General features: G+C 54.7%; 17 protein-coding genes. 2 read left to right on the top strand and 15 right to left on the bottom strand.

From position 1 onward, the window contains the following. Positions 1-230 precede the first annotated feature (230 nt). A complete protein-coding gene (locus V5G20_RS03270) occupies positions 231-716 on the top strand; it encodes a PPC domain-containing protein (protein ID WP_003388420.1) in 486 nt (161 codons plus the stop codon). 253 nt (positions 717-969) lie between these two features. Here the strand turns inward: V5G20_RS03270 and bioC are convergent, their stop codons facing one another. From bioC to V5G20_RS03195, 15 genes are all read right to left on the bottom strand, one after another. Next, complete coding sequence (gene bioC, locus V5G20_RS03265) at positions 970-1,779, bottom strand: malonyl-ACP O-methyltransferase BioC (RefSeq protein WP_327926454.1); 810 nt, start codon at positions 1,777-1,779, stop codon at positions 970-972. Continuing rightward, positions 1,769-2,515, bottom strand: a complete 747-nt coding sequence (locus V5G20_RS03260; protein ID WP_031932675.1) for an alpha/beta fold hydrolase — start codon at positions 2,513-2,515, stop codon at positions 1,769-1,771. The genes bioC and V5G20_RS03260 overlap by 11 nt, the downstream gene beginning before the upstream one ends. After that, positions 2,512-3,798 carry an 8-amino-7-oxononanoate synthase gene (gene bioF / locus V5G20_RS03255; protein WP_338463156.1) on the bottom strand — a complete coding sequence of 429 codons (1,287 nt, stop codon included), beginning with the start codon at positions 3,796-3,798 and terminating at the stop codon, positions 2,512-2,514. Before bioF ends, V5G20_RS03260 begins: the two co-directional genes overlap by 4 nt. A 13-nt stretch (positions 3,799-3,811) precedes the next feature. Next, the gene (bioB, locus tag V5G20_RS03250; protein ID WP_327926452.1) at positions 3,812-4,810 is read right to left on the bottom strand and encodes a biotin synthase BioB; all 999 of its coding nucleotides are present in this window, start codon (positions 4,808-4,810) and stop codon (positions 3,812-3,814) included. A gap of 18 nt (positions 4,811-4,828) precedes the next feature. Then, complete coding sequence (bioD, locus tag V5G20_RS03245; RefSeq protein WP_052259650.1) at positions 4,829-5,569, bottom strand: dethiobiotin synthase; 741 nt, start codon at positions 5,567-5,569, stop codon at positions 4,829-4,831. After that, the gene (gene bioA / locus V5G20_RS03240; RefSeq protein WP_338463155.1) at positions 5,566-6,921 is read right to left on the bottom strand and encodes an adenosylmethionine--8-amino-7-oxononanoate transaminase; all 1,356 of its coding nucleotides are present in this window, start codon (positions 6,919-6,921) and stop codon (positions 5,566-5,568) included. The genes bioD and bioA overlap by 4 nt, the downstream gene beginning before the upstream one ends. Before the next feature lie 157 nt (positions 6,922-7,078). Continuing rightward, positions 7,079-10,240 carry a phosphodiester glycosidase family protein gene (locus tag V5G20_RS03235; protein ID WP_338463154.1) on the bottom strand — a complete coding sequence of 1,054 codons (3,162 nt, stop codon included), beginning with the start codon at positions 10,238-10,240 and terminating at the stop codon, positions 7,079-7,081. 218 nt (positions 10,241-10,458) lie between these two features. Further along, positions 10,459-11,607, bottom strand: a complete 1,149-nt coding sequence (gene wecB / locus V5G20_RS03230; RefSeq protein ID WP_003388429.1) for a non-hydrolyzing UDP-N-acetylglucosamine 2-epimerase — start codon at positions 11,605-11,607, stop codon at positions 10,459-10,461. A 13-nt stretch (positions 11,608-11,620) separates the two neighbouring features. After that, positions 11,621-12,250, bottom strand: a complete 630-nt coding sequence (gene upp / locus V5G20_RS03225; protein ID WP_003388430.1) for a uracil phosphoribosyltransferase — start codon at positions 12,248-12,250, stop codon at positions 11,621-11,623. Positions 12,251-12,882: 632 nt separating this feature from the next. Beyond that, entirely contained in the window at positions 12,883-14,133 is a 1,251-nt protein-coding gene (gene glyA, locus V5G20_RS03220) for a serine hydroxymethyltransferase (protein ID WP_003388432.1), read from the bottom strand. A gap of 87 nt (positions 14,134-14,220) precedes the next feature. Continuing rightward, positions 14,221-14,790 (bottom strand): TIGR01440 family protein, encoded by a 570-nt coding sequence (locus tag V5G20_RS03215; RefSeq protein WP_003388433.1) that lies wholly within the window; start codon positions 14,788-14,790, stop codon positions 14,221-14,223. Between the two features lies 1 nt (position 14,791). Next, positions 14,792-15,247: a ribose 5-phosphate isomerase B gene (rpiB, locus tag V5G20_RS03210; RefSeq protein WP_003388434.1), complete on the bottom strand. Its 456-nt coding sequence runs from the start codon at positions 15,245-15,247 to the stop codon at positions 14,792-14,794. A gap of 187 nt (positions 15,248-15,434) precedes the next feature. Next, positions 15,435-15,884 carry a low molecular weight protein arginine phosphatase gene (locus V5G20_RS03205; protein ID WP_003388435.1) on the bottom strand — a complete coding sequence of 150 codons (450 nt, stop codon included), beginning with the start codon at positions 15,882-15,884 and terminating at the stop codon, positions 15,435-15,437. Between the two features lie 108 nt (positions 15,885-15,992). After that, entirely contained in the window at positions 15,993-16,553 is a 561-nt protein-coding gene (locus tag V5G20_RS03200; protein ID WP_003388436.1) for a manganese efflux pump MntP family protein, read from the bottom strand. A 75-nt stretch (positions 16,554-16,628) separates the two neighbouring features. Continuing rightward, entirely contained in the window at positions 16,629-17,708 is a 1,080-nt protein-coding gene (locus V5G20_RS03195) for an L-threonylcarbamoyladenylate synthase (RefSeq protein WP_171506715.1), read from the bottom strand. Between the two features lie 224 nt (positions 17,709-17,932). On the opposite strand from V5G20_RS03195, the gene V5G20_RS03190 reads away from it, so the two are divergent. Continuing rightward, entirely contained in the window at positions 17,933-18,730 is a 798-nt protein-coding gene (locus V5G20_RS03190; RefSeq protein WP_031932678.1) for a DUF3298 and DUF4163 domain-containing protein, read from the top strand. The last annotated feature ends 30 nt before the right edge of the window (positions 18,731-18,760 follow it).

Genomic DNA, 18,760 nt, shown 5'->3' with positions numbered 1-18,760 from the left:
TACCATTCCATTTCTGATCGAAATATTCCTGCATTTTTGAACAATCTGCCTGGAAAGCTGTCCCCGCTCAAACTCCGAAGCTGCAAGAACCCGACAAGAATCTCTTGCTTGTGCTAGAGGTCTTAATGATTTTGAGAGACAACGGTCCATATTTTCAGTTTACAAATAAATTTAATTTTTGTATATTTTATCCATGGAATCGAATACCAATTTATGGAGGTACTCTATTTATGAAAAAATACTTGAACCTCTTCCTTGGACTTGCTCTCGTATTTACGTTTTCCAGCTCCGTTTCTGCAGCAGGAAAGCAGCAATCAGCGCAGGTACATAAGCTTTCAGCAGCTCCTGCGGCAACGTATCCTTTTGAAAGCGAACCGAATAATACAAGACGCGAAGCAAACCCGATACTTGAAGATGGCATCAGAGGCACCATCAGTTCGGCCACAGATGAAGATTGGTTCTCGTTTGTCGCTCCGATCAACAACGAGGAACGGCTGCTGCTATTGATTCCATACGGAAGCTACGACTATGATTTGTACGTTTATGAATTGGTAGGAAAAAATCTCGATCAAATCGCTTCGTCTACCCGCGCCGGAAATTCGGACGAGTCTCTCCGTTTCGATGCGGAAGAAGGAAAGACGTATTACATTCTCGTAAAATCGTACTCGGGCTATACGGATACCGATCCATATACGCTCTACTTCGACTTGAAATAAACGAGAGAGTTTTGCGAGACTTCGCGCTTGATCCGTTAGCAAAACCCGTCCTGATCCATTGCCAGGACGGGTTTTTTGTCGTCGTGATCGGCTCCCTGTGCAACATCGAATCCGAACAGGAAAATCAGCCGGATGCCGCATTTTGGTGCAGGAAACACTTGAATTCGGCTCTATCTTGGTTTTCACTTTATCTTGGATTTCGCTCTATGTTTAAACAAACGGTGAAGGCTGTTTCTTTCCAACAACGCAAGGGCTATGCCTTTTTGGCCCGTATAAAGACAAGCTCGTACGTAACCGGTACGCCTCTTTCATCCCCGTACAAGCGTTGGTACTCTGCCATCATCGCGGTCAATAATCGCCGCTGCCCCAATCCAGCGCCGCTGCTCTTTCCTCCCGCATTTGCCCCGATCGCTTTGACAGCCTGCAAAAAGCTGCGGACGTCGGGGTAGTAGAGCGTTCGCCTGGTCCGCTCAGACTCCACGGACGCAAACCCTGCCCCCAGACAAATATCCCGCCATTGTTCCGGGGTCAGATAGGAAAGACCATGCCGCTCTGGAGGCCGATCAAGCAGGCGGTAGGCGGAGTCAAAGGAGCGATGCAGCTCCTGAAAGGTTCCCGGCCCAAACGTAGAGAAGAACAGCTGCCCCCCGGGTCTTAAAAGCTTGTATAATCCCGCTGCCGTTCGGGCTGGCTGCTGGAGCCATTGGAAACAGGCGCTGGAGGCGGCCAAATCGTATGTCTCGGATCGCTCCTCCCATACCCATCGTTCCACATCAGCCAGCTCAAACCGTATGCGCGTATCTTCCCTGAAACGCTCGCGTGCCTGCTTTACCATCCCCGGCGCGATATCAAGCGCCACATACTCGCATAGGGGAAACTGCGCTCGCAAAAGCCAGGTCAGCCCGCCGGTGCCGCTCCCGATCTCGAGCAGGCTCTGCACCTGCCGGGTCCCGGAGAAAATTGACTTGGCCAGAATGGAAGCCATCTCCTGCTGGACGACGGCGTACTGATCATAAGTGGCTGCCTTTGCGCTGAAACGTTTGCTGACAAGTTCATTTGCCATACCTGCCCACCATCCTTTTGGCTTCTTCTATGATGATTTCCGGATACAGGAGCGGGATGGCGTGGCCGCCGCCCGGAACAGACACCAGCCGGGCAGAGGAAAGAGCGGATGCGGAAAGGGCGGATGCAGATAGGCCGGATGCGAGCTCCACTCCTGCCCGGTAGGGACAGATCCCATCCTCTGTTCCGTGAATCACCGTGACGGGACAGGCAATCTCCGGCAGCAGCGGACTGCAATCCTCCTTTTGCAGGTAGGATAGACCGGCAAGCAGTGTCGGCTGCGGCCATTTGTCAGCCAGTCTGACCCCGACATCCGCAATCCTCTCCCTTTCTGCCTGCGTGAACATCGAGTAGTGAAAGTCGCCGATTACCTGTTCCCGGTTTCGGGTCAGCTTTCGACTCATGAGCCGCAGATGGGTGTCCTGCCATCCGCTGCTCCCATCGCCACGGCTGCCGACAAACCTCGCTGCGGTGCCAATCGCAATCAAACCGTCCACCGCGGATTCTTGGGCAAGGCGAAGCCCAAGCATGCCGCCCATCGACCATCCGATCACGATGAGCGGCATGGAGCGCAACGGTGAAAGCTGCTCGCGGACAGCCGTGTAAAACTGCTCGGGGTGAACAATCCGCGAGTAATCCGGTCTTCTATGCTCACAATCATCCAAGGCGTCAACAATCGGCTCCCAAACCTCATCGGGCATGGCCCAGCCATTTATCCACAGCATGACGGCTTTCATCTGTACGCCTCCTGTTCCGCATAAGCCACCTCACGTATCTGTTCCAGCACTCCAGCAAGTTCGGTTTTGGCATGGGTGGCCATGAGCGAAAACCGAATCCGCGCTTCGCCCTCGGGGACAGTGGGAGGACGGATCGCAACCGCCGATATGCCCCTTTCCGCCAGAGCACGGCTGATGCGAAGCGCACGGTCGTTGCTGCCGATCAACCAGGGGACTATCGGCGAATCTCCCTCCATCACGGATAATCCCGCCTGGCGCAGCTGATCCCGAAACCACCTGCCAAGTCTCCGCAGCCTCTCTCTTCGCCAGCCTTCCTCCTGCACGATCTGCAGGGACGCCTGAACGGAAGCGACGACCATCGGCGGCAAGCCCGTCGAGTAAATCAGCGGCCTGGCCGTATTGACCAGATAGCGGATCAGCACCTCATCCGCACAAACGTACGCGCCGTAAACGCCAAACGCTTTGCTGAACGTCCCCATGATCACGTCTACCCGCCCGTGCAAGCCGTATTCATGGCAAAGACCTTCTCCGCGCTCTCCACGAACACCGCCGGAATGGGCTTCATCAACCAGCAGCAAGGCGTGATAGCGGTCCCGGAGCTCCACCAGCTCGCGCAGAGGAGCGCTGTCACCATCCATCGAAAAGACAGCGTCGGCGACGATCAGCATGCGCCTTTTGCTTCCGCTGTGCTTCTTTAGCAGGGATTCCAGATGATCCATGTCGTTGTGCCGGTACCTGTAATGGTCTGCTCTGCTGAGAATGATGCCATCCACGATGCTGGCATGGTTGAGCCGGTCGCTGAACACAGCATCGCCTCGTCCCACCAATGCTGAAATCACACCGAGATTGGCCATGTAGCCGTTGGCAAACACCAACGCGGCTTCCCGCCCCTTCCACCTCGCCAGCTCTTCCTCCAGCTCGCTGTAGCAGACGTGATTGCCGCTGACGAGACGGGAAGCAGTCGCTCCCGCTCCAAGCCGCATGGCAGCGTCGGCAGCTGCCTGAACAAGCCTCAGATCCCCTGACAGTCCCAAATAGTTGTTGGACGAAAGGTTGAACAGCTTCTCTCCCCTGATCGACAGCCACTTGTCTGCGTCGTTTTCAGCCAGGTCGAAAACAAAATCCTCCCTCTGATCAAACTCGTCACTCAGGCAAGGCATGCCGGAAGGTGCAAGCGGCGAACAATCGATCTTATCGTGTTTTTGCAGCTCTCTGTACAAGAAGCTTTCCTTTCGTTTCGTCAACTCCGCTTCCATCCACGAATATCCGCTGTCTGCCGTCAACTGGGTCACACTCCTACAGCGCACACTGCTCAATCTCAAAGCCAAGGTCCTCAATCATTTGATGATCAAGCGTTACCTCTTGCCCGGGCGTCGTCAAGTAATCCCCTACAAAAATGGAGTTGGCGGCATAAAGGGCCAGCGGCTGAAGCGTACGCAGATTTTTCTCCCTGCCTCCCGCGACGCGGATCTCCTTTGAAGGGCAAATGAAGCGGAACAGGGCCAGCACCTTCAAGGCCTTCATTGCCGGTGTCCGTCCGCGATGTTCCAACGGAGTGCCTGGGATGGCGTTGAGAAAATTAACGGGGATCGAATCTGCATCGATGCTCCTCAGGGCGACAGCCATTTCCACAATTTCTTCGTCCGTCTCTCCCATCCCGATGATCACTCCGGAACAAGGCGACAGCCCTCCCTGCTTGGCCGCCTCTACGGTTTCTACCCTCTGGTCGTAGGTGTGAGTGGACGTGATCTGACCGTAATTGGACCGGCTGGTGTTTACATTGTGGTTGTAGCGGTGGACGCCTGCCTCTTTCAGGCGGGCCGCTTGCTCCGGCTTGAGGATGCCCAGGCAGGCACATATTTTCAGCGGCATCGTCTCGCGGATCTCCCGTACTGCTTCGATCACCTGTTCCAGCTCGCGTTCCGTCGGTCCGCGGCCGGATGCCACGATGCAGTATGTGCCCGCTTGCCTGTTCTGCGCCTCACGAGCACCGGCTATCAGTGTTTCCTTGTCTAAAAAGGCGTACTTTTCAATCGGAGCATTGGACACGATGGACTGGGAGCAGTAACCGCAATCCTCCGGGCAAAGACCGCTTTTGGCATTGATGATCATGTTCAGCTTTACTTTTTTTCCATAGAAATGCTTGCGGACCTGAAAAGCCGCCTGCAGGATCGGCAGCACCTCTTCATCGTCTGCTTGCAGAACGGAAAGCGCCTCCTCTTGTGTCAACAAATCTCCCTGCAGCGCTTTTTTGGCCAGTCGGCTCCAGTGCACCGTGTTCAGACTCACGCTCATGCTCTTTCTCTCCTCTTCTTATCGTGTGGAAATGGAAAACAGCTCTCGAATCTTTTCTGTATCGGCGTAAGCTCGTATCGCTTCTGTGACGGAGGTCTGCGAGATTTCCCCCTCCATCCAGGGGATTTGTCCCAGCACTTGCGCTCCGGCGTACTCTTCGATCAAAGCGGCATTGCTCTCCATGCTTTTATCGCTGTCATTCGGGCGATAACCGTTCAGGATGACGCCTGCTACCCTGAGACCATGCTGACGGGCATAGGCCACAGAAAGAATCGTATGGTTAATCGTCCCCAGACCGGCCCTTGCCACAAGCAGTACCGGCATTCCCAGATAAGCCGCAAAATCGACGATCAGCTCTGTCTTTGTCAGCGGCACGGCGAGTCCGCCCGCCCCCTCCACCAGAAGAGCCTTGTATTTCTGTTTCAGCGGTTCTCCTGCTGCTGCGACCCGGGGCAATGAAAGCGCAACTCCCTCAGCCTCCGCAGCGAGCAGAGGAGCAAGCGGAGCGGAAAAAGAAAAGGGAGCAATCTCTTCTGGTGCATCACTGACACCCGAAATGGCGCGGAGCAGATAGGAGTCCCGCATTTCCTCGGTTTCTCCTCCTGACTGAACCGGCTTGTAAACCCCTATTTCAAGTCCGTCCGCTCGCAGGACGGCTGCCAGACCGGCGGTGATTATCGTTTTTCCGACACCCGTATCCGTTCCGGAAACAAAAAGTCCTGTCCATTTCACCGGCTTATCGGCTGCGACATCGCTCATCCTTCCGTCACCTCCCGGATCGAGGCCGCCAAAATGTCGACCATCGCGGCCAGGTCATCCTCTGTGCTGACCAGCGGCGGTATGAGCACGATCACGTTCCCGAGCGGTCTTGTCAGCAGCCCTCGTTCGCGGGCCGATTTCGTCACCCGCACACCGATGCGCTCATTCCAGTGGTAGCTTTCCTTTGTGTGTTTGTCGCGTACAAGCTCGATCCCGACCATGAATCCTTTTTGCCGGACCTCGCCTACGTGCGGGAATGCCGCCAGCGGCCTTAGCATTTCCCCCAGCTTCTCCGATTTTTGGGCTACCTCATCGACAAGCCTCCGCTGTTCCATCAGTCGCAAATTGGCCAGGGCGACTGCGCAGCCGAGCGGGTTCCCCGTGTAGGAATGCCCGTGGAAAAAGGTTTTCTGTTCTTCGTAATCCGCGTAAAAGGCTTGGTACACCCGCTCTGTGGTCATTGTGGCAGCGACAGGCAAATAACCGCCGGTAATGCCCTTGGCGATCGTCATAATATCCGGTACAACCCCTTCATGCTCGCAGGCGAACATTTTCCCCGTACGGCCAAATCCGGTCGCCACCTCGTCCGCGATGAGCAGCACATCGTACTTCTTCGCCAGTTCCGCCATTTTTTGAAGGCAGCCATCCGTCATCAAAATCATCCCGCTCGCTCCCTGGACGACCGGCTCGACGATCAGCGCTGCGATCTCGTCCGCTTTTTCTTCCAGGAGCTGCTCGAGACAGGCTATTGTCGTATCTGCTGCCGATTTTTCGCCCTCGTGGCGATACGGGTACGGATACGGAATCGTGTACGGGGAAAACAACAACGGTCGGTATACCTCGTGGTACAGCGGGATTGCCCCTACGCTGACTGCACCGATGGTATCCCCGTGATAAGCGTTTTTCATGGTGATAAAGGAGCGCTTGCCGGTTTTGCCGAGATTTTGCCAGTATTGAAACGCCATCTTGATCGCGATCTCCACTGCCGTAGCGCCGCTGTCGGAGTAAAACACCTTGGTCAAACCTGGAGGCGCGATCCGAACGAGCTGCTCAGCCAGCAGGATCGACGGGATGTTCGCCATCCCCAGCAAAGTGGAATGCGCGACCTGGTTCAGTTGGTCGACAATGGCCTGATTCAACTCCGGCACATTGTGTCCGTGGACGTTGAGCCAGACGGATGAAAACCCGTCGTAGTAGGCCTTTCCCTGGACATCGATCAGTTTGATGCCTTCTCCTCTGGCAATGATCACCGGGTCATCCGCTATGTAATCTTTCATTTGGGTGAACGGATTCCAGAGGTACTCCTTGTTTTTCCGCGCGAGCTCTTCGTAGCTGTACGGTGAAATAGACATGGAACAGCCCTCCTCCAAATTTATTTGTTAACCATTTAGTAAAATTAGTTAACAAATAAAGTATACCTGCCTCCTTTGTTTTCCTCAATAGACTGTTAGGAGCAGAAACACAAAAAACCGGCCTCTTCACTTTAAGAAGAAGCCGGTTTTACAGGTGCTACGATTTGTTCAATATCCGATACAGCGCGACGACAGTAACTGCCCGGGTCGCCGGTTTATTCGGTTCAAATTTGCTGCCCAGCGGGTCTATCAGTCCCTGGCCTACCGTGTTGTTGATCGACTGGGTCGCCCAGGATGGCCACGACTTTTTGTCCGACATCGCTTTGGCAGGAGTCGCCTTTTTCTTCAGTACACGGTCCAGAATAACGGCTGCCTCTGCCCGGGTCACAGGCTGATCCGGACGGAAGGTGTTGTCCGGGTAGCCTTTTACTAGCCCTTTGGCAATCGCTACTTGGACTGCTCCCTGGGCATAGGCCGGAACTTTGTCCTTGAAGCTCAGCTTGGGCGACGCTGGCAGCTCCCAGTTAAAGGTACGGGCCAAAAGCGTGACGTACTGGGCCCTGGTGAGGGCGACCTCGGGACCAAACGTCGTTTCCGTCAGCCCCTTTACGTACCCTTTTTCAGCCATCCAGGTGATTTCCTTCTTGGCTGCGTGTTTGGAAATGTCCGTAAAGGCTGCACTGCCGCCCGCACCATCCAGATAGTACGGAATGTAGGTACCGTAGTCATTTACCTCGTAGACCCACTGTCCCTGCGCATTTCTCGTACCGAGCAGCGGGTCAAACGTCTTGTTGATTTCGTTTACGTACAGGAGACCTACTCCTTTGCCGGCGATCCAGTTCTTCGGCGTCAAGGTCAATGTCAGCGGAGATGTGGTGATTCTGTCATCCTGACCGTCTTTGTACGTCTCCGGCTTGATCGTAAAGGAGTAGTCAGCCGGGACATAGCCTGGAAGCGGCTGCGGCACGATCGAATTTACTTTGATCGAAGCCATGTCCAGGAAAGGCGCTGTACGCTCAAACGAGTAGCCCAGATCGAGCTCTGCTCCCAGCGAGAGCGTTCCCGGCACCTCTGGAACGACGTTGGTTCCTTTCGGCGCTGTCCCTGCGGAGCCTGGCATAATGAGCGAGACTTCGTCAAAGTACAGCGTGCCTTTGTCTTGCTGGTGGCCGTCTTCCGGACGATCCACAACGTAGATGCTCTTCAACTGCAGCGGATAGGCCACGTTTGCCGGGAAGTAGCCTTTTACCTGCTTCCATCCGGTCCAGTCAATCTCTTGGGCCAGATCGACGTAGACAGGCTTGCCGTGGGCGTCAATTACTTCGGCCCGCAGCCAATGCTTGCTGTTGTCGCCGTTTACCCACAGGCCCAGACCGATCGGCTTGCCCGGGATCTGCTGCGGCTGGGCGGCGATCCGGCCGTAGGCAAAGCGCAACTGGCCTTGAGGCGCTCCGGTGAAGTTGTACGCCAGCTTGGCTGACTTGTGCGTCCGGAATACAGGATCGGATACTGCCGTAAACGAACCATGCGAACTCAGCGACTCAGGGATGGATGCGTGGTGCATGCCTGCCTGATTGTCAAAGGTGATCCACGGCTGTTCCAGCTGACCTACGGTAAACGGAACATTGGTCGCTACGCCATCGTATACGACGGTCAAGGTGCCGTTGCCCGTCTCTTCGCCTGCGATCAGCTGCAGCTGGTCGTTTACAGACGCTACCTGGGAATCCACGCTGGTCTGGACGCTGAGCGGCGTCGCCTGCACCAATTGACCTTTTTTCGTCTTGATTTTCACGTCGAGTGTGAGCGTTTGGCCCGGTGCGACAGAAATCGGGTTAGGCGACACGACTATCTGCTGCACTTCGCTTCCGGAGATTACGTGAACCTCTTTTTGCTGCGCGACGCTTCCCGATCTCGCCGTAAAGGCAATCTGCCCGGATTTCATCGGCGTGAACTTGTTGCCGGTAAACGAACCGGCATCTGGTTGGTTTGCCTGCCAGGAGATCATCGAAGGATCAATGGCGTATGGCTGGTAGTGAGTATCGTACGCTTTGGTTGTAAATTCTGCCGTTTGGCCAATCAGCATCTCGGCCGGGCCATTGATGACAAAGCCCTTCAATTCTCCCGGAGGAGCTGTATTGTAGACCGCCAGTCCCGTAGGCACTCGCCGCTCGGAACCTCCTGTCGTCTTGATTGCCAGGTTGGCTTGCGTATCGCCAAGCATCCGTACAGACATCGTGGTGGAGCCTCCACCGTCGAAGTTGACGGCCCGATATGAGCCAAGCTCGGCCATGATTTTGGCCAGCTCGTCCAAATAAACGCCATTGGTGCCGTCAATTGTCACCATCAACAACGTTTTTCCATCCTGTGTGATGCCGACAGCCGTCCGCGCATTCAGAGACACGATCGATTTGTCCGCCTGAAACGACGTAAGCGCCCTGCCCTGGTCAACCAGCAGGACGTTCCCGCCAACCGCCTGCGCCCAATCGTGGCTGTTCGGAGTAGTCTGATACTCGACATGAGCCGTCGATCCGACCGGGAAGTTCTGTTTCAGGAAATTGGCTGCTGTTCCATGCCCCCACAGCACATAGCCGTTGTAAGGGATGTAGAAGCCCGGTTGATTGATGCGTACTTCTTTTGCCACGTTGTCCACAAACAAGACCTCGACGACATCCTTGTAGCCGGGAATCGTACCCAGGCTTGTCTGGCCGAACGAAGGCGTGTACATGTTCAATTGGTTCATATGGCTCTTGCGATTGTCGCTGGGATTGTACTCTTCCTTGTTCACCCCTTGCAGCGGGAACGCATTGCCGTTTGGCGCCGTTACTTTGCCGGTAAACCCAAACTTTTCGATCAGAGCCGTTTTGTCACTGGTAATCCCGAGGCCGTACCAGTAAGACACCAGCCCCATTGACGACACCAGTTCTTTGTCTTTCATGACGATTCCGAATGGTGCGCCACGTTTGGACATGTTGAAAAAGTCTGCATTAATCGCGGCAACCGCTCCTGTTTCCCGGGCCATCTGGGTAACGGTTTGACGATCTGTCAGCTTTCCTTTCGTGCCATAGACCGGCTTTACCTCGACATAGGGGTTGGTCAAATCAACCTTGGTCACCATGACATTGATTTGTTTATCTGCAAAGGACTTCGTATATTTATGTAAGGTAGTACCTTCCCCAATGGTCGTTTGCCACATCAATTGCAGCATACTCGTCTCCGCCCGCGCCTGAGCCACATTGCTTGCCAGCGGCGCAAACGGAGCAAAAGCTCCCCAGGCCACAGCGGCAGCCGTGAGCAGCGACAAAACCTTCCGCGCTCTCATGTTGATAACTCCTCTCCCATTTCCTTCTCTGTGTCTGCTTATGTACACAACTATATAATAGACGCTGTGACAGGGGGGATAGTTTCGGTCTTCCATGCAGATTCCGCATTGGAAAAACGAACCAATGTAAACATTTTACATTGACATCGAAAAAGAGGCGCTGAAACCACGCGCCTCTTTGTTGTCCGTTCTCGTTGGGGTATGGAATTGGAATAGCGTTAGCGGCCGGGCGTAAACGGCTCGGGACGCTCCTGTCTCATGCCAAAGTGGTGAAGAATCGCCTCGACAATGCGGCGTGACGCTTCTCCGTCTCCATACGGGTTGGCTGCCTGCGCCATCTCATGGTAGGCGGCGGCATCGCGCAGCAGGTGATCAGCCATCCGGTACACCTGATCTTCGTCCGTTCCTGCCAGCTTCAGCGTTCCAGCAGCGATTCCTTCCGGCCGCTCCGTCGTGTCGCGCAGCACCAGCACTGGAACACCGAGAGATGGAGCTTCTTCCTGGACTCCCCCCGAATCCGTCAGGATCAGATGGGCACGGCGGGCGAAGTTGTGAAAATCAAAAGCATCCAGCGGCTCGATCAGATGAATGCGATCGTGACCGCCCAGCACCTCCTGCGCCACATCCTGGACAGCCGGGTTCAAGTGAACCGGATAGACGACAGCGATATCCTCATGCTCGTCGATCAGGCGTCTGACCGCACGGAAAATGCGGCGCATCGGCTCGCCCAGATTCTCGCGGCGGTGAGCGGTCATCAGCACCATCTTTTTCCCCTGCACCCGATCCAGTACCGGATGGGTGTAATCGTCCCGGACTGTCGTTTTCAGTGCGTCGATCGCCGTGTTTCCGGTAATGTAGATGGACTCCTCCGGCTTGTTTTCCCGGCGCAGGTTGTCTGCGGAGCCTTCCGTCGGCGAAAAATGGAGATCTGCCATGACGCCAGTCAGTTGGCGGTTCATCTCCTCAGGGAACGGGGAATACTTGTCCCACGTGCGAAGCCCCGCCTCCACATGTCCGATCGCCACCTGGTTGTAGAAGGCTGCCAGGCTGGCTACAAAGGTCGTGGTCGTATCGCCGTGAACGAGGACAATGTCTGGTTTTGTTTCCTTGATCACTTGGTCGAGCGCTTCAAGTGCCCGGGTCGTGATCTGCACAAGCGTCTGCCGGTCCTTCATGATGTTCAGGTCGATATCAGGCTGAATATGGAAAATCTCCAGCACCTGATCCAGCATTTGACGGTGCTGCGCTGTCACGCAAACAATCGGTTCGATGTGCTCTTCATGCTTGCTGAGCTCATGGACGAGCGGCGCCATTTTGATCGCTTCCGGCCGCGTCCCGAAGACAGTCATCACTTTTAGCTTCTTCATCGGATTCCCTCTCCTACTTTGTCCCAAACAGTCGGTCGCCGGCGTCGCCAAGACCCGGGATGATGTAGCCGTGATCGTTCAGGTACTCGTCAATAGCCGCTACGTAGATATCGACGTCAGGATGCTCGTCCTGGACCAGCTTGATGCCTTCCGGAGCTGCGATGAGGCACATCAGCTTCATGCTTTTCGCTCCGCGCTTTTTCAGGGCATCAATGGCCGCGGCAGCAGAGCCGCCGGTCGCCAGCATCGGGTCGATTACGATCAGTTCACGCTCCGCGATATCCGTCGGCAGCTTTACATAGTACTCTACGGGCTGCAGTGTGTCCGGATCGCGGTAAAGGCCCACGTGGCCTACCTTCGCAGCCGGGATCAGCTGCAGAATCCCGTCCACCATTCCCAGGCCTGCGCGGAGAATCGGGATCAGTCCCACTTTTTTACCGGCAATTACACGCGCTTTGCAGGTTGCCACCGGCGTTTCGATGGTTGTCTCCTCCAGAGGCATATCTCGGGTGATCTCGTAAGCCATCAGTGTGGCTACCTCGTCCACCAGCTCGCGGAACTCTTTGGTTCCCGTGTTTTTGTCGCGGATGAATGTTACCTTATGCTGGATCAGCGGATGATCTAACACGTATACGCGGCTCATGTATGTTCCTCCGTTTCCACTTGTCAATATATCCTTTCCATAATAGCGGAGGGAGGGGCGGACGTCAATTTGCGTAATCTTTCGTCATTAGGGGCTTTGGTTCGACACCTTTTTGGGCAAGAGCAAAAATGAAAAGATCTTTGTTCGCGGCTTTGGTGGAGGAGATGAAAGCGGAGAAAACGCTCAGGGTTCGGTGGGACACTGCCTGGGGGTATGCGCTGTCCGGCCCTGCTCCAAAAGCGGAACGCGGCCAAAAGTCGTTGATTCTGGGGGTGTCTCAGAGGTTGGCCGCTAAAAGCGTGTTCCGCTTTTGGACCATGGCCTGGGAGGTGTCCCAAAGACCCTTCGCTTTTTTCTCCGCTTTCATCTCTACATCCGTTGGGGTGGATCGGTCTTTGGGCTTTTCGTTGGCAAGATCGAAGAGGTGGAGGATAGATCGGACGGATGTACCTTGGCCGTTGCTTTTGTGTGGGCCTCGTAGCTTTTGGATGATTGGATGGTTTCTATAGACGAAAAAAGGCCCCGCTTATGCTTGCGAGGCCTTTTTACTATGTTTGCTATTTGTAATTTGCTAATGATGTCGCTTGATGTACTTGCAGGTGTACCGACCTTATCTTTCCAGCCTTTCCCGCTTATACAGTCAGGCCTTCGTACATCGGGAAGCGTTGGCAGAGGGCGGAGACGCGTTGTCTTGCTTCCTCGTGCTTGGCCGCATCTTCCGGGTTTTTCAGGGTGAGCGCAATGATGGCTGCTACTTCCTTCATCGCTGCTTCGTCAAATCCGCGGCTGGTCACTGCCGGGGTACCCATGCGGACACCGCTGGTGACAAACGGGCTTTCCGGATCGTAAGGAATCGTATTTTTGTTGGTCGTGATATTGACTTCATCGAGCAGATGCTCAGCCACTTTTCCAGTCAGGCCGAGGTTGCGCACATCTACGAGGACGAGGTGGTTGTCCGTTCCGCCAGAGACGAGCGTCAATCCCTCTGCTTGCAGGGCTTCGGCAAAGGCGCGGGCGTTGTTTACGATTTGCTGGGCGTACGCCTTGAATTCAGGCTGGAGCGCTTCGCCAAATGAAACGGCCTTGGCTGCGATGACGTGCATCAACGGCCCGCCTTGCACGCCCGGGAATACGGACTTGTCGATAGCCTTGGCAAATTCTTCCTTGCACAGAATCAGACCGCCGCGAGGACCGCGCAGGGTCTTGTGCGTGGTCGAGGTAACGAAGTGCGCATGCGGCACCGGATTCGGATGCAGTCCAGCCGCCACAAGTCCGGCGATATGGGCCATATCCACCATGAAGTACGCACCGACCTCGTCGGCGATTTCACGGAATTTGGCAAAGTCAATCGTGCGCGGATACGCGCTGGCTCCTGCCACGATCAGCTTCGGCTTGTGCTCAAGCGCTTTGGCGCGCACATCATCGTAATTGATCAGATGGGATTGCTCGTCCACTCCGTATTCGACGAAATTGTAGAGAGACCCGGAGAAGTTGACCGGGCTGCCATGCGTCAAGTGCCCGCCGTGAGACAGGTTCATCCCCAGCACGGTATCGCCCGGCTTCAATATGGTGAAGTAGACAGCCATATTGGCTTGGGCGCCGGAGTGAGGCTGTACATTGGCGTGTTCGGCACCAAACAGTTCCTTGATGCGGTCGCGCGCGATGTTTTCCACGATGTCTACATATTCACAGCCACCGTAGTAACGACGGCCTGGATAGCCTTCAGCGTACTTGTTGGTCAATACCGTTCCCATCGCTTCCATGACGGCACGGCTGACGAAGTTTTCAGATGCGATCAGCTCGATTTTGTCCCGCTGTCTGCCCAGTTCCAGACCGACCGCTTCCGCTACTTGTGGGTCCTGTTTGCGCAAAAACTCTAGCATGGTTTTTTCTCCTCCTGGATCTTTGTTTTAGTTATGAAAAGGGGTTCCCGCAAAGGGGAACAGCCATAACTGGCGAAAATGCCACAGTCACATGCAGCTTTGATTGGACGAGGTGCGCTCATAGACGGCACGGGAACCGCCGATCAGCTTCGGACGGGTGCGCGCTGCCGTTACATGCGCCTCTCCGATCTGGCGAATGGTCGGCCGGACCGGTACCGCTACATGCTTCAGATGCATTCCGATCAGGGTATCTCCGATGTCGATGCCCGCGTGAGCCTTTATGTGCTCGACAACAACGGGAGCTGCCATCTGTTCAAAGGCGCAAGCTGCCATTGAGCCGCCCGCGCTGGGAACAGGCACGACAGAGACCTCCTCAAGCCCGCATTTCTCCATCGTCTCCCGCTCGACGACGAGAGCTCTGTTCAAATGTTCGCAACATTGGAAAGCCAGCGAAAATCCCCGTTCTTGCGCCGCAGCGGAAATTCCCCGGAACAGGGCCTCCGCCACCTCCCGGCTGCCCGCTTTGCCAATGTGTTTGCCGGCCACCTCGCTGGTGCTGCAGCCGATAACAAGCAGCATGCCCGGCCGAAGCTCGGCCAAGCCCGCTACCTCGGAAACGACTTCCCTGGCTTGCTGTTCGATGCGAAGCAGGTCCACCTTACTTCACTCCCGCATGTTTGGCTTCGATCTCGGTGATCTTCTCCACGCGGCGCTCGTGGCGGCCTCCTTGGAAATCGGTCTCCAGCCAAATCTTGACGATGTCAAGGGCAAGGCCGGGGCCGATAACCCGCTCACCCATTGCCAGCACGTTGGTGTTGTTGTGCTCCCTCGTCGCTCTCGCCGAAAATGTGTCATGGACAAGTGCGCAGCGGATGCCGGGAACCTTGTTGGCTGCGATCGACATCCCGATCCCTGTCCCGCACACCAAAATGCCTCGGTCAAATTCTCCTGCCGCTACCTTTTCCGCAACAGGAAGAGCATAGTCCGGGTAGTCGACCGAGTCTTCGCAAGAGCAGCCGAAATCGGCCACTTCCACGTTCATCGTCGCCAGCAGCTTCTTGATTTCCTCTTTTAATTTATATCCACCGTGGTCGGCACCAATCGCCACTTTCATCAGTATCCCTCGCTTACGCTTTTGCTATTTTTATTATAACTCAGATAACGCCCGGTAAAAAGTGAACATTTTTACTAAAAACAAAGATAATGTTCGTCCATTAGCAAGGTTTAGGTAAAAGTCTACCAAAAACTTGCGACAATTGCTATCGGATTGGATCCGGGCATCTTTTGTCTGGTCCAGCAATCTACTGCTGCCGGGACAAGTGAGCCCAAAGCTTGTCCAACAGGACCTGGATTTCACGGGCACATTTGCGGTATTCCTCGACCGTACCGCCGAACGGATCGGCAATATCGCCCCCGTCATTGGCGCCGACGTATTCTTTCAAAGTAAACACTTTTTGCTGCGCCTCAGGAAAGTAGCTGACAATCAGCGACTTGTGACTGTGGGCCATCGTCAGAATCAGGTCAGCCCAAAGGATCAGGTCACCGTTTATCCGCGTAGCCTGATGGTTGTGATCGATTCCGCACTCCGCCAATACTTGAACAGCCTGCTGAGAAGCCGGCTGCCCTTCGTATGCAGCCACGCCCGCAGACCTCACTTCCCAATCGCTGCCTGCCGCAAGTGTCCGAAACAACGCCTCTGCCATCGGACTGCGGCATGTATTTCCCGTGCATACAAACAAAATCCGTTTCATGCTTTCAACTCCTTCCTTGTGCGCTGCCTTTCGCCTCCCGGAATGGACAAAAGGGCAAAGCCGATCCGGGCTGCCCGCTTGAGGAGAAGCTGCCGGGCCATAGTCGCTTCACAGGATAAATTTCAACCCAAAACCAAGCAGGATAAGTCCTCCTAATACTTCGCTGTATTCCCCCAGCCATCCTCCCATACTCCGCCCGATCAGCAGTCCACAATAAGACATCGTTCCTCCCATTATGCCAAACAATGTGACTGCCAGAAACCGGTTGATCTCCATCAGTCCGAACGAAAACCCTACCGTCAATGCGTCCAGGCTGACGCTGAAGGCAAACAGAAGCAGTCCGAAGCCCTTCGTCCGCAGCATGCTTTTTTCGTCACCGTTGGCAAACCCGTTCCAAATCATATGTACGCCGATGCCCATCAGGACAGTTCCCCCGACGAAAACCGCTATATCCCCGATCATATCGGATAAGTAGCCGCCCACTGCGATCCCGACCAATGGCATAGCGATGTGGAACAAGCCAATCGTAACGCTCACTTTCAGTATCTCTCTCAGCCGAATGCCAATCATGCCCACGCCTACTCCGAGTGAAAAGGCATCCATACTCAAAGCAAGAGCAATCATGAGCAGAGTCAGAAACTGACCCCAGTGAAATAAGGCAAGGTCCACGTCGCTCCCCTCCTGTCTTCACTTTTATGCGGACAAGAGGGAGTTTAGACATGCTGATAAAAGCCAAACCTTTCGTTACACAGCCAAAATGCGTCCTCCCGCAGCTTTTTCCAGCCTGTTCATGACAGCCATGCCGATGCCTGAGCGCGGAAATGTCTCGCCGACGATAAATTGCACCTGTTCGTCGTCAAACTGCCGGAGAACACCGTACAAGTGCTGGGCTACCTGTTCAAGCTCCGAGCGCGAACCGACAGAAATGACCACATCTGCTACCTGCTGCTGCCGCCAGTAGGGGAGCGATTCCATTGTTGCCATCACGCCCGTCTTGCGCCCGTGCCGTTTTGCCTCGGCGAGCATGGCTCGCATCTGCTCGTACACCCGGGACTCCTCGCCATCGACGAGCCACATCTCCCCTTCTGGAGCGTAATGCGTGTACTTCATCCCCGGCGAGCGCGGAGCTTCTGCCGCATCCGGCAAAAAGGCCGGATCGATCGCCACCTCTCCGATGACTTCCTCCAGTTGCTCGCGCGTAATTCCGCCCGGTCTGCAAATAAGCGGAGGCTCTACCGTTACATCAAGCACGGTCGACTCTACACCCACGCCAGTCGCTCCGCCGTCTACTACGCCGACGATCCTGCCTGCAAGGTCTGCCATGACATGCTCAGCTGTCGTAGGACTGGGTCTGCCCGAGCGATTGGCACTGGGAGCCGCCACAGGGACCCCCGCCTGTTTAATCAGCGCCAATGCGACGGGATGATCCGGCATACGCACGCCCACCGTATCAAGACCCGCCGTCACCAGTGAAGCCACTCTCTCTGTTTTTGGCAGGATCAAAGTCAATGGTCCCGGCCAAAACGCCTCAATCAGGGCAGCGCCTTTCTCCGGAAGAGACGATGCAATATCGTTAACCTGCTCTTTATCTGCAATGTGAACAATCAGTGGATTGTCGCTCGGTCTTCCTTTTGCCATGAATATTTTTTCCACAGCCTCGTCAGACAATGCATCGGCCCCCAAACCATATACGGTTTCCGTAGGAAAAGCCACGGTTTCTCCATCACGCAAAAATTGGGCTGCATCCACAATCTGTGTACAAGCTTGGAGATTTTCCACATTTTTATCCACAATCCATACCTTTGTTTTCCGTTTCAAAGCCATCTGTCAAATTCCTTTCCAATACGCATCTTCGTATACGATTTGTGCCTTAAGTATAGTGTTGGAAGCAAAAGTTTTCAACAGCCTGTGAATAACTTGTGAATAACTTGTGGCAGTCGGTGGAAAACAATCCTGTTACTTTTTTTAACCTTCGCCCTTGTTTCCTTGTAGTATCATTTATCTATCAAATAACATCCATTGTTTTTCCGCGAAAGGATTGAGGAAGCATGAAAACCCCGTCCAAGTCCATTGTCACCAGCCTTGTTGGCGCAGCGTTCTTGCTCGCCGCTGTCAACGCCCCCGCTATGGCTGCCGCCACATCGGCAACAACGCCAGCCATAGCGGCGCCATCGGCTGCACCTGCACAAAAAGCTCAGGTACAGGGAGTCGTTTTCACTCCGAAAACGATTCAGGCCAAAACGGCCGAGTATGAGGCCAAGATTTCTATTCCTGTCATCAGCGGACTCAAAGACAAGGCGTTTGAGACCAAGCTCAATGCTGAACTGCAAAAACTTGCCCAGGACTCGCTCAAAGAAACGCAAGACATGGCCAAGGAAGATGCCGCCACCGCCAAAAAATACGGATACGAGCTTCGGCCCCATGCTCTGGACATCTCCTATGAAGTGCACATGAACGGCAAGCTCGTATCGTTCGCCGTTCAAACGTACCGCTACACAGGGGGCGCCCACGGGATAACAGATGTTGTCTATTACAACCTCGCCAATGTGGAAAAAGCGAAGAACCTCCAGCTTTCCGATCTTTTCCGCCCTGGATATGACTATCGCTATGTCCTGAGCCATTTGATTGCCCAACAAATCAAAGCAGACCCGGATTTGAGCGGGATCGCGGACGGATTCCCCGGCGTTTCCGAAAACCAGTCGTTTGCTTTCGAGAATGGCAAGCTTGTCATTCATTTCGGCCAATACGAAATCGGTCCCTATGCCATTGGAATGCCTGCTTTCACCATTCCTACCGGGAACGTCTTTAACCTGTATAATCCGGAGGTTGCCCAATTGTTGAAGTAAGGCTTGTTTGTATCGTGCAAACGGGATGAG

The organism is Brevibacillus borstelensis (genome assembly GCF_036700025.1).
In the GTDB taxonomy this organism is placed as follows: domain Bacteria; phylum Bacillota; class Bacilli; order Brevibacillales; family Brevibacillaceae; genus Brevibacillus; species Brevibacillus borstelensis.
Note: the sequence above shows the minus strand (reverse complement) of the source record. Positions and strands in the feature narration are given on the sequence as shown.

Excerpts from the sequence above, each read along its gene's own strand:
- V5G20_RS03270 (WP_003388420.1), top strand. The coding sequence starts at position 231 with ATGAAAAAATACTTGAACCTCTTCCTTGGACTTGCTCTCGTATTTACG.
- bioC (WP_327926454.1), bottom strand. The coding sequence starts at position 1,779 with ATGGCAAATGAACTTGTCAGCAAACGTTTCAGCGCAAAGGCAGCCACT.
- V5G20_RS03260 (WP_031932675.1), bottom strand. The coding sequence starts at position 2,515 with ATGAAAGCCGTCATGCTGTGGATAAATGGCTGGGCCATGCCCGATGAG.
- bioB (WP_327926452.1), bottom strand. The coding sequence starts at position 4,810 with ATGAGCGTGAGTCTGAACACGGTGCACTGGAGCCGACTGGCCAAAAAA.
- bioD (WP_052259650.1), bottom strand. The coding sequence starts at position 5,569 with ATGAGCGATGTCGCAGCCGATAAGCCGGTGAAATGGACAGGACTTTTT.
- bioA (WP_338463155.1), bottom strand. The coding sequence starts at position 6,921 with ATGTCTATTTCACCGTACAGCTACGAAGAGCTCGCGCGGAAAAACAAG.
- V5G20_RS03235 (WP_338463154.1), bottom strand. The coding sequence starts at position 10,240 with ATGAGAGCGCGGAAGGTTTTGTCGCTGCTCACGGCTGCCGCTGTGGCC.
- wecB (WP_003388429.1), bottom strand. The coding sequence starts at position 11,607 with ATGAAGAAGCTAAAAGTGATGACTGTCTTCGGGACGCGGCCGGAAGCG.
- upp (WP_003388430.1), bottom strand. The coding sequence starts at position 12,250 with ATGAGCCGCGTATACGTGTTAGATCATCCGCTGATCCAGCATAAGGTA.
- glyA (WP_003388432.1), bottom strand. The coding sequence starts at position 14,133 with ATGCTAGAGTTTTTGCGCAAACAGGACCCACAAGTAGCGGAAGCGGTC.
- rpiB (WP_003388434.1), bottom strand. The coding sequence starts at position 15,247 with ATGAAAGTGGCGATTGGTGCCGACCACGGTGGATATAAATTAAAAGAG.
- V5G20_RS03205 (WP_003388435.1), bottom strand. The coding sequence starts at position 15,884 with ATGAAACGGATTTTGTTTGTATGCACGGGAAATACATGCCGCAGTCCG.
- V5G20_RS03195 (WP_171506715.1), bottom strand. The coding sequence starts at position 17,708 with ATGGCTTTGAAACGGAAAACAAAGGTATGGATTGTGGATAAAAATGTG.
- V5G20_RS03190 (WP_031932678.1), top strand. The coding sequence starts at position 17,933 with ATGAAAACCCCGTCCAAGTCCATTGTCACCAGCCTTGTTGGCGCAGCG.